This window comes from Kitasatospora sp. MBT66, assembly GCF_000710405.2.
Taxonomy (GTDB): domain Bacteria; phylum Actinomycetota; class Actinomycetes; order Streptomycetales; family Streptomycetaceae; genus Kitasatospora; species Kitasatospora purpeofusca.
On the sequence record NZ_JAIY01000003.1, the window covers coordinates 118673 to 129016 of the forward strand.

General features: G+C 73.2%; 8 protein-coding genes. 4 read left to right on the plus strand and 4 right to left on the minus strand.

Annotated elements, in window-relative coordinates; genetic code table 11:
* Positions 1–17 precede the first annotated feature (17 nt).
* Both BI06_RS02550 and BI06_RS02555 read right to left on the minus strand, forming a co-directional pair.
* Positions 18–2072, minus strand: a complete 2055-nt coding sequence (locus BI06_RS02550; RefSeq protein ID WP_043464742.1) for a hypothetical protein — start codon at positions 2070–2072, stop codon at positions 18–20.
* Positions 2073–2308: 236 nt separating this feature from the next.
* Positions 2309–2809, minus strand: coding sequence for a GNAT family N-acetyltransferase (locus tag BI06_RS02555; protein WP_043464745.1), 501 nt, complete (start codon positions 2807–2809; stop codon positions 2309–2311).
* 371 nt (positions 2810–3180) lie between these two features.
* On the opposite strand from BI06_RS02555, the gene BI06_RS53095 reads away from it, so the two are divergent.
* Positions 3181–3384 (plus strand): cold shock domain-containing protein, encoded by a 204-nt coding sequence (locus BI06_RS53095; protein ID WP_043465765.1) that lies wholly within the window; start codon positions 3181–3183, stop codon positions 3382–3384.
* Positions 3385–3409: 25 nt separating this feature from the next.
* On the opposite strand, the gene BI06_RS02565 is transcribed toward BI06_RS53095, so the two are convergent.
* On the minus strand, positions 3410–4447 hold the full coding sequence (locus BI06_RS02565) for an aldo/keto reductase (RefSeq protein ID WP_043464747.1): 1038 nt from the start codon (positions 4445–4447) through the stop codon (positions 3410–3412).
* 94 nt (positions 4448–4541) lie between these two features.
* Between BI06_RS02565 and BI06_RS02570 the strand changes: the two genes are divergently transcribed.
* Together BI06_RS02570 and BI06_RS02575 are read left to right on the plus strand one after the other, a co-directional pair.
* Entirely contained in the window at positions 4542–5147 is a 606-nt protein-coding gene (locus BI06_RS02570; protein WP_043464749.1) for a TetR/AcrR family transcriptional regulator, read from the plus strand.
* Between the two features lie 41 nt (positions 5148–5188).
* Complete coding sequence (locus tag BI06_RS02575; RefSeq protein ID WP_043464751.1) at positions 5189–5557, plus strand: helix-turn-helix domain-containing protein; 369 nt, start codon at positions 5189–5191, stop codon at positions 5555–5557.
* Here BI06_RS02575 and BI06_RS53100 read toward each other — a convergent pair.
* The gene (locus tag BI06_RS53100) at positions 5554–8757 is read right to left on the minus strand and encodes a bifunctional diguanylate cyclase/phosphodiesterase (protein WP_149030242.1); all 3204 of its coding nucleotides are present in this window, start codon (positions 8755–8757) and stop codon (positions 5554–5556) included. The two genes, BI06_RS02575 and BI06_RS53100, sit on opposite strands and share 4 nt — an antisense overlap.
* Before the next feature lie 233 nt (positions 8758–8990).
* On the opposite strand from BI06_RS53100, the gene BI06_RS02585 reads away from it, so the two are divergent.
* Positions 8991–10344 (plus strand): AMP-binding protein (locus tag BI06_RS02585; protein ID WP_206743628.1); only part of this gene is annotated, 1354 nt, incomplete at its 3' end.

Below are 10344 nucleotides of genomic sequence, written 5' to 3' on the forward strand. Positions count from 1 at the left end.
AACAACGGCGAAGGGCGTCAGAGGAACCGCACCTGCGGCGGGTTGCCCTTGGAGATGGACACCGTCCCCTGCTGGAACTGGACGTCGCAGCCGTGGGTCAGGATCCCGCCCTCCTTGGTGGCGGAGAAGCTGCCGGTCTGGAAGGAGACCGTCAGGCCCCGCTCCATGCCCACCCACTGCTTGAACTCGTTGATCGCGGAGTAGATGATCCGGTCCGGCAGGGTGACGAACATCCGCGTACCGTCGTGGCTCAGCTTCATCCCGCCGCCGACGGAGAGCATGCCCCGCACCCGCGCCTCGCCGGAGACCAGGGCCAGGCCGGTGTTCAGCTCGTTGAGCTCGGCCTTGCCCGCGGTCACGGTGCCGAGGTCGTGGCCGCCGTCGCGCAGCACCCGCAGGCCCTCGGCGGGGAATTCGATCCAGCCGTCCGAAGTACTGCGGCCCTGGACCCACTTGGTGTTGATGCCGTCGACGTCGGCCTTGTCGGCGTGGACGGTGCCCCAGGACTGGCCGCCGTCCTTGCGGATGTCGATGCCGTCCTGCGGGAAGCCGATCCAGCCGTGGCCGCCGTCGCGGTCGCCGACCCACTTGGTGTTCAGCCCGTTGAGGTCGGCCTTGTCGGCGATGACGGTGCCGAGGTCGTGGCCGCCGTCGCGCAGCACGCGGACGCCCTCGGCGGGGAATTCGATCCAGCCGTCCGAAGTGCTGCGGCCCTGGACCCACTTGGTGTTGATGCCGTCGACGTCGGCCTTGTCGGCGTGGACGGTGCCCCAGGACTGGCCGCCGTCCTTGCGGATGTCGATGCCGTCCTGCGGGAAGCCGATCCAGCCCTTCCCGGCGTCGCGGTCGCCGACCCACTTGGTGTTGAGGCCGTTGACGTCCACCTTGTCGGCGGTGAGGGCGCCGAGGTCCTGGTTGCCGTCCTTGTGGAGGGTGGCGCCGGGCTGGGTGAACTCGATCCAGCCGCTGCCGGCGTCCCGGCTGCCGGCCCACTTGGTGTTGACGCCCTCCGCGTCGACGCGGCCGGCGGTGAGTACACCGGGGGTGCTGTCGTGGCCGTGGTAGATGTTGACGCCCTGGTCGGGGAAGGTGATCCAGCCGGCGCTGTCGGTGCGGCCCTGCACCACCCGGGTGGTCACGTTGTCCACGTCGGCCTTGTCGGCCGTGATCCGGCCCAGGCCCCCGGCGGGGTTGCGGACCTCCGCGCCGTCCGCGGCGAGCACCAGCCGGCCCTTGTTCGCGACGCCCTCCACCCACGGGGTGCGGGTCCCGCTCGCGAACTCGGGGATCACCGCGTGCACGGTGGTGGTGAGGAAGTAGCCGCGCTGCTGCCCGCCGCCGGCCGCCTTCGCGACCAGGGTGTAGGTGGTGCCGCGCTTGGGGGCGGCGGTGGTCCAGGAGTACTCCTGGTGGGCCGGGGCGGCGCCCGCCACCGCGGGCTCGCTGTGGACCTCGGCGCCGGTCTGGTCGAGGATCGCGTAGTCCAGGCTGTTGGGGCCGTCCCAGCGGAGCACCAGCTGCTCGCCCGCGTCGACGTCCAGCAGCGACTTGTCCGGGCGGAAGTTGCGCGGGACGCGCGGGGTCTGCTTCGCCAGCCCGAGGTAGGTGGTGTAGTGGTCCTGCCGCATGGCGATGTTGTCGTCCCCGCCGCCGGCCCGCTCGCGGATCTCCAGCAGGCTCAGGCCGGCGCCCTCGGCGACCGGGATGTTCTCCAGCTTCAGCACCAGCGCGCCGTGGGCGTCAAGCAGCGCGAACTGCCGGGTGGACGGCTGCGCCTGGGAGAGCCGGGCCCGGAAGCAGTCGTGGGCGGCGTCCCAGGCGAACTCCAGCGGGTCGTCCCAGGGGTTGTTGTACGTCCGCTCGATGGTGGCGGTGACCGTTGCGGGGGTGTCGGTCAGGTTCGAGGACTGGGTGAGCAGCGGCAGGGCCACGTCGATGAAGTCCCACTCGACCTGGGCCTGGTGGGTGTTGGAGACGATCAGGTAGACCGTCCCCACGGAGGGCTCGTTCGGGAGCGAGGCTTGGAGCGATGTCGGATCCGCGACGATCTCGTAGTGCAGCAAGGACGGCACAGTACGGACTCCCTGGCTCGGCGTTTCACGCGGTGGGTATGCCCGCGCCTGCGTGCGCGGGCCGGCGGCGGAACGGTTGCCTACGGACCTGTCGACCGTAGGCACCGTCCCGCCGTCCGGGTGCCGCGATTGCCGGGAGCTGGCCCGAACCGGACCTCCTCTGGCCGGAACGGACGTGTGAACTCCGGTGAAACACAAGGGAGTTGATGGAGGTGTGGGACCGGTGTCGCAGGTGCTCAGGGGGACGGCGACTCGGACAGCGGCTTCGCCAGCACCAGCTCGCGGGAGACGCCGTCCGGGAGCAGGTCGCCCGGCTCGCCGGTGTCGGTGAAGCCGAGGCGCTCGTACAGGGCGATGGCGTGGGCGTTGTGCGGCATCACGGCGAGCCGCAGGGCGGCGAAGCCCTGCCGGGCCGCCCACCCCTCGATCTCGGCGATCAGCCGGGCGCCGACGCCCCGGCCGCGCGCCTTCGGGCCGACCCACATCGAGATCAGCTCCACGTGCCCGCCCTCCGGCACCCCGGTGGCCATCGCGGCGGGCTCGCCGTCCACGAGGGCGACGAGGTCCAGGGCGCCGGGGATCTCCAGCCGGGCGCGCCAGCGCTCCTCCCGGTCGCCCTCGCCCTGCCAGGCGGCCAGGGTGGAGCCGAAGGCGTACGGCGCCTCGGCCAGTGCGGCGAGGCGCAGCTCGCGGAAGAGCGGCCAGTCCTCGGGGGTCAGCTCCTGCAGTTCGATCATGCCCGTGACCTTGCCTTCTTCCGGCCCGCGATGACAAACGGATTACCGGGCGGCGGTGGGGCCGCCGGGCGCCGGGTGCCTGTGCCGGTGCCGCCCGGTGTCGGCCGGACTGCCGGTCGCCGGTGCCGCCGGGTGCAGGAGTCCCGGTTGCGGGGGAGGGTCGGCGGCCCGACGGTCGGTGGGGAGGCGGCGTCCGCCGGCTCCCTTCCTGGAGGTGCCCGATGTCCTTCCCGTCCCCCGAGCGCCGGCGCCTGGCGGCCGTGCTGTGTGTTCCGCTGCTCGCCCTCGCGGCCCTGACGGCGGCGGCGTCCGCCCCGGCGCGGGCGGACACCGCCGTCGGGGCCGCGGCGGAGCACCGGGCCGTGGTCAACCTGGGCACCGTCAAGTGGTTCAGCGATGCCAAGGGGTACGGCTTCATCACGCCGGCCGACGGCGGGCAGGATGTCTTCGTCCACTACTCGGACATCATCGGGGTCGGGTACCGGACCCTGACCGAGGGGCAGCTCGTCGAGTACCAGCTCGTGCAGGGGCCGAAGGGGCCGCAGGCCGTCAACGTCCTCCCGCTGCCGCTCTGACCGCCGCGGCCCCGCTCCCGCCGCCTCACCCCACGAGCGGCGGGTTCAGCCGGGCGAAGGCCTCCTGGCGGCGGTACGGGAAGTAGGGGTACGGCGCGGTGCGCAGGCTCGCCGCGTCCAGCCGGGCGACCTGCTCCGCGGTCAGCTCCCAGCCGACCGCGCCGAGGTTCTGGCGCAGCTGCTCCTCGTTGCGGGCGCCGATGATGACGGACGAGACGGTGGGGCGGCGCAGCAGCCAGTTGATCGCCACCTGGGGGACGGTGCGCCCGGTCTCGGCAGCGATCGCGTCCAGCGCGTCGACCACGTCGTACAGCAGCTCGTCCGCCACCGGCGGGCCGTAGTCGGCGGTGTCGTGGAGGCGGCTGCCGGCCGGGACCGGGGTGCCGCGGCGGATCCTGCCGGTGAGGCGGCCCCAGCCGAGCGGGCTCCACACCAGCGCGCCGACGCCCTGGTCCTGGCCGAGCGGCATCAGCTCCCACTCGTAGTCGCGGCCGACGAGGGAGTAGTAGACCTGGTGGGCGACGTAGCGGGGGCGGGCGTCGCGGTCGGCGGCGGCGAGCGACTTCATCAGCTGCCAGCCGGAGAAGTTGGACACGCCGGTGTAGCGGACCTTGCCGGCCCGGACCAGCTCGTCCAGGGCGCCGAGCACCTCCTCGACGGGGGTGGCGGCATCGAAGGCGTGCAGTTGGAAGAGGTCGAGGTGGTCGGTGCCGAGGCGGCGCAGGGCGGCTTCGACGGCGGTGGTGAGGCGGGCGCGGGAGGTGCCGGCGTCGTTGGGGCCGTCGCCGGTGGGCAGGCCGGCCTTGGTGGAGATCAGCACCTGGTCGCGGCGGCCCTTGATCGCCCGGCCGAGGACCTCCTCGGAGGCGCCGTCGGAGTAGACGTCGGCGGTGTCGAACAGGGTGACGCCGGCGTCGATGGCGATGTCCAGCAGGCGGCGGGCCTCGGTCTCGTCGGTGGTGCCCCAGGCGCCGAACAGCGGGCCGCGGCCGCCGAAGGTGCCGGTGCCGAGGGAGAGCGCGGGGACGGTGAGGCCGGACGCGCCGAGGCGGCGGTACTCCATGAGAGGTCTTCCCTTCGCTAACGGGACTTCTGTGCCGTTAAGATGGCTCGACCCTAGCACCGTCGCGCTCGCTAATGGAACAGGAATCCCGTTAATGACAGCATCGGGCAGCATGCAGCGCCCCGGCGGCCGGACCGCCCGCGTCCGGACCGCCGCCCTCACGGCCGCCGAGGACGCCCTGGTCGAGGTCGGCTTCGCCGGGCTCGACCTCGGCGACGTCGCCCGCCGCGCCGAGGTCGGCCGCACCACCGTCTACCGGCGCTGGGGCTCGGTCGGCGCCCTGCTCGCCGACCTGCTGACCGACATGGCCGAGCAGTCCCTCCCGCGCGCCCGCACCGGATCCCTCGCCGAGGACCTCCGGGCCAACGCCCGCCTGGTCGCCCGCACCCTCGCCGACCCCCGGCAGGGCGCCCTGTTCCGCGCCGTCCTCGTCGCCGCCACCTGCGACCGGGACGCCGCCGAGGCCCTGCACCGCTTCTACCGCGCCCGGGTGGAGGAGTGGGCCCCGTGCGTCACCGAGGCCGTCGACCGCGGCGAACTCCCGCCGGACACCGACCCCGCCGAGGTCGTCCGCGCCGTCTCCGCCCCCCTCTACTACCGCATGCTCACCACCCCCGACCCCCTCGACGAGGCCACCGCCGACCGCGCCGCCGCCGCCGCCCTCGCAGCGGCCCACGCCGGCGCCTTCCGGCGTTCCTGACGCCGCCTGCGGTATACAGATTTTTGTATGGAGGAGGAGCCGTGAACCACAGCGAGTGGAGGACCCGGCGGGTCAGGAAGCTCCTGGGTGAGACGGTCGAGGAGTCGGCGGCCTACGTGGAGGCCGGGTACGCGTTCGCGCTCGGTCAGGCGGTCTACGACCGGCGGGCCGAACTCGGGCTGTCGCAGACGGAGCTGGCCCGTCGCGCGGGCATGACGCAGCCGCAGATCTCGACGATCGAGGGCGGGGACTCGCTGCCCACGCTCCCGCTGCTCCGACGGCTGGCGCGGGCATTGGACGCGGGGCTCACCATCGACCTAGACGGGGACGCCTCCTCCTTCGTGTTCTCCCCGCACGGAGACCGGCCGGGGGACGGCGGAGCCGCCGGGACGGGACGGTCCGCTGCCTAGTCGGTAGGAGCACCGGGCCCGGCCGGTTCGTTGAGCGGGGCGGTGTGCTGTTCGATGAAGGCGCGGGCCTGGTCGGGGGTGAGGGGGCGGGCGAAGAGGTAGCCCTGGCCGAGGGGGCAGCCCATGGCGGCGAGCAGGTCGCGCTGGTCGGGGTGCTCGATGCCCTCGGCGATGACCTGCACGCCCAGGGTGTCGGCGATCCTGGCGATGCCCTCCACCAGGGCGTACTGCTGCTGGGAGAGGCTGAGGCCGTCGATGAAGGACTTGTCGATCTTCAGGATCGAGATCGGGAACTCCCGCAGGTAGGAGAGCGAGGAGTAGCCGGTGCCGAAGTCGTCGATGGCGATGCCGACGCCGAGGTCGCCCAGGGTGCGCATATCGGTGTGGACGCGGTCGTCCCGGCGCATCAGCACGGACTCGGTGAGCTCCAGGACCAGCGACTGCGGCGGGATCCCGGAGGAGCGGATCGCGCCGCGCACCACGTCCACGAAGCCCGGGTCGCGGAACTGGCGGGCCGAGACGTTGACGTTGACCCGCAGCGGCGGCAGGCCGACGGCGGCGCGGGCGGCGGAGCTGGCGGCGTGCCAGGCGGCCGTCTCCTGGGCGGCGCGCTCAAGCACCCAGGCGCCGAGCGGCACGATCTGGCCGCTCTCCTCGGCGAGGGCGATGAACTCGTCCGGCAGCACCATGCCGCGCCGGTCGTGCGGCCAGCGCACCAGTGCCTCGAAGGCCACCAGTGCCCCCGTGGCCAGGTCGACGATCGGCTGGTAGTACAGCCGGAACGCGGATTCGGCGATCGCCGTGTCCAGGTTCTCGTTCAGCTCGTGCCGCGCCACCAGGCCCGCCTGCAACGAGGGCTGGTAGTGGCACCACTGCCGCTTGCCCGCCGACTTCGCCGAGTACAGGGCCAGGTCCGCGTGGCTCAGCAGCTCGGTGGCGTCCACGCTGTCCTCCGTCGTCGCCACCCCGATGCTGGCCGACACCCGCACCGCGCCCGCGCTCAGCCGGAACGGCTCGGCGAACGCCGCCAGCACGCCGTCCGCGAGCGCCCCGACGTCGGCCGGCGCCAGCGCGTCCTCCACCAGCACCGCGAACTCGTCGCCGCCCAGGCGCGCCGCCGTGTCCGAGGTGCGCAGCGCCGTCGACACCCGCAGCGAGACGGCGATCAGCAGCTCGTCGCCGACCGCGTGCCCCTGGGTGTCGTTGACCATCTTGAAGTCGTCCAGGTCGATGAAGAGCACCCCGGTGACGGCGCCGCTGCGCTCGCCCCGGGAGAGCGCGTGGCCGACCCGGTCCAGGAACAGCACCCGGTTGGCCAGTCCGGTCAGCGAGTCGTGGAAGGCCCGGTGGGTGAGCTCGCGCTCCATCTGCCGCTGCTCGGTGACGTCGCGCAGGGTGAGCACCAGCCCGCCCACCGTCGGATCGGCCCGCAGGTCGTTGGCGTGCACCTCGACCTCGATCGGGGTGCCGTCGGCGCGCAGCAGCCGCCAGTGGTCGCGCTGGGCGTCCAGCCCGGAACGGCCGGGGCGCGAGGCGGGGAGGCCGGCGTCCCGGCTGCGCATCCGGGCCAGCGCCTTGCCGACCGACCGGCTGTCCTCGGTCGGGACGAGGTCGGTGATCAGGGTGCCGGAGAGGCTGTGGTAGCCGAGGACACGTTCGGCGGAGGAGCCCGAGGCGTAGCGGACGGAGTCGTCGCCGTTGAGGATCAGGATGACGTCGCTGGCGCTCTGCACCAGGGTGCGGAAGTAGGCCTCGCTGTCGCGTCGGGTGATCTCCTGGCTCAGCATGACGCGCTCGACCGCGAACGCGGCCTGGCCGGCCAGGATCTCCAGCGAGCCCCAGAGGCTGGTCAGCTCCTGCTCGGTGCCGGTGACGATGAGGGCGCCGATCAGTGGGTCCCCGGACGGGCGCTCGGCCAGGGTGAGCGGGCAGAGCAGGGCGCTCGGCATGCCGTTCAGCCGGGTGGCGAGGTCGTTGCCGATGTCCTCGACGGACAGCAGCCTGGTCTCCCGGTAGGCGGCGAGGGCGAGCACCTCGTCGGATTCGTGCTCGGCGCCGAGCAGGTGGCGGCCGGCGCCGCGTTCGGCGTGCCGTACGTGCAGGACGCCGCCCTCGGTGACGGCGAGCAGCGCGACATGGCCGGGCTCGGTCGGCATCAGGGTGGAGGCGGCGGCCTGGACGGCGTCGGCGACCTCCTCGACGGTGACGGCCGAGGTGAGGGCGGAGCCGGCGAGCCGCAGCGCGCGTTCCCGGGCGACAGCCTGGCGGCGGGCGCGCACCACGACCGCCAGCCGGGCGAGCACCAGCAGGTAGATGAGGGCGGAGAAGGCGCCGATCACCCCGGCGTTGCTGGTGTTGCCCGCGGCGGCCTCGATCATCAGGATGGTCGGCGCGATCAGTGAGGCGGCGGTGAGCAGGGCCAGCCGGCCGGGGCCGAGGTCCGGCTGCTGGCTGGGGATGGGTCTGGTCAGCTCGACCATGGACGGGTGCAGGGCGGCGGCGCCCCAGGCGGTGTAGAAGGCGGCCCAGCCGAAGTCCACGGGGGTGCCGATGTGCCAGTTGCCGTGCAGCACGATCAGCCCGTAGGCGATGTCGGCGACCAGGAGGCCGACGGTGCCGACGGCGAGCAGTTGGAGGGAGCGGCTGACACCGCCGCGCGGCACGACCAGACGGAGCAACAGGGCCAGCACCACGACGTCGCCCAGCGGGTAGGCGATCGAGACGGCCTTCTGGAACCAGTCGAGGTCGGGGTTCCGCGCGTAGGGGAGGATCAGGTAGATCCAGACCAGCAGCGCCAGGCCCATGGTGAGGATCAGCGCGTCCAGCAGACTGGCCCGGTCCTGATGCGCGGTCCGCCAGCGGATGAAGCCCAACACGCCTGCCGCGTACAGCAGGTACTCGGCGAGGTAGAAGCCGTCGGCGATGGACGGGAACGGGCTGCCCAGGTGCAGGAACTGCATCTGGATGACCTGGACCACCTCGCCCGCCGTGAAGCTGAGGTTGGCGAGCGCGAGCAGGTACCAGTAACTGGCGTGCGTGGGGCGGTTGAGGCGGACGCCGACCACGATGGCGGTGACGCCGCCCAGGCCGATGCCCGTCCACCAGATGATCCGCTGGGAGGGATTGGCGTAGTAGATGCCGGTGAACAGCACCATCCACGCCAGGTAACAGGCCATCAGGCGTTGGCGCCGACGTGTCAACGAGCTACCTCCTCCGCGACATCACCCCGTCCTCCCGCGGTGACGGGTGGTGGGATTTCCGGGCAGGGGCTCGCGAGCGTCCGGGCCGGACCGGGGTGGTCCGGCCGAACGTTCGAAATGGGCCTTGAGTGCGTATAGTCGGAAATGTCGCACCTCCCAGCATTCTGCCGCTACAGCACGAGGTCAAGCCGGTGGATGAAGCAGCGGACAGCGCACGGGGAGTACGTGCCGGAGTGGGCTCCGGACGTCACGCCGTGCTGGTCAACGAGGACGGTCAGTATACGATCTGGCCCGGGGACTTCACGGTTCCGAGCGGTTGGCGGACGGTCTTCGGGCCCGCCGGGCGTGCGGAGTGCCGTGCGTACGTCGAGCGCGAGTGGCGTCCCCCGGGGCTCGGCCTGGCTCCCGGCGACCCCGGCGACCCCGGGAGCCCCGTCGGGAGCGCCGTCGGGCGTGTTGCCGCCGGCAGTGGCGCCGCGGGCCTCGCGGACACCGTGCACGGACTGGTCCGGGCCCGGGCGGCGCAGGCCCCGGACGCCGTTGCGGTGGTCACCGACGAGGAGACGCTCACCTACCGTGACCTGGACACCCGCAGCGACCGGCTGGCGGGCGTGCTGCGCGGCCTGGGCGTCGGCCCGGAGCGGGTCGTCCCGGTCTGCCTGGAACGCGGCGCGGACCTGGTGACCGCCCTGCTCGGTGTGCTCAAGGCGGGCGGCGCCTTCCTGCCGCTGGACCCGGCCCACCCGCGCCGGCGGCTGGCCCGGCTGGTCGAGGACTGCGGCGCGGAGGTGGTCGTCTCGGCGGACGGGCGGCCCTTCCCGGGGGCGCGGACGGTGACGCCGGACGGCGGTTGGGGCGAAGGCATCGAGCTGGACGGCGAAGGCATCGAGCCGGGCGGGGACCCGGCCGGGCCGGACGACCTCGCCTATCTGATCTACACCTCGGGGACCACCGGCACGCCCAAGGGCGTGCCGGTCACCCATCGCGCGCTGGTCTTCACCCTCGGCCGGGTGGTCCACGCCTACGGGCTCACTCCGCGCGACCGTGTCCTCCAATTGGCCGCACTCGGCTTCGACACCTCGCTGGAGCAGGTCTTCGCGACCCTGACCGCGGGGGCCACCCTGGTGCTCGGCGGCGCCCGCACCTGGGCGCCCACCGAGCTGGCCCACCGGATGCGCGAGCTGCGGCTGACCGTCGCGGACCTCACGCCCGCGTACTGGCACCACCTGCTCGGCCTGTTCCCGCCCGGCGGGCCCGCGCCGGAGGGCCTGCGGCTGATCATCGTGGGCGGCGACACCGTGCACGCCGACGACTGCCGGGCCTGCCTGGAGCGGCTGCCGGGGGTCCGGCTGGTCAACGCCTACGGGGTGACCGAGGCGGCCGTCACGTCCACCCTCTGCGAACTCACGCCGGAGGTGCTGGGGGCCGGGGCGCAGCACGCCGGCCCCGGCCACCCGTCCGCCGCGCCGGTCCCGATCGGGCGGCCGCTGCCCGGGGTGCGGCTGCACCTGCTGGACGCCCGGCTCAGCCCCGTGCCGCCCGGCGAGAAGGGCGAGATCCACCTCGGCGGCCCCGGCCTGGCCCGCG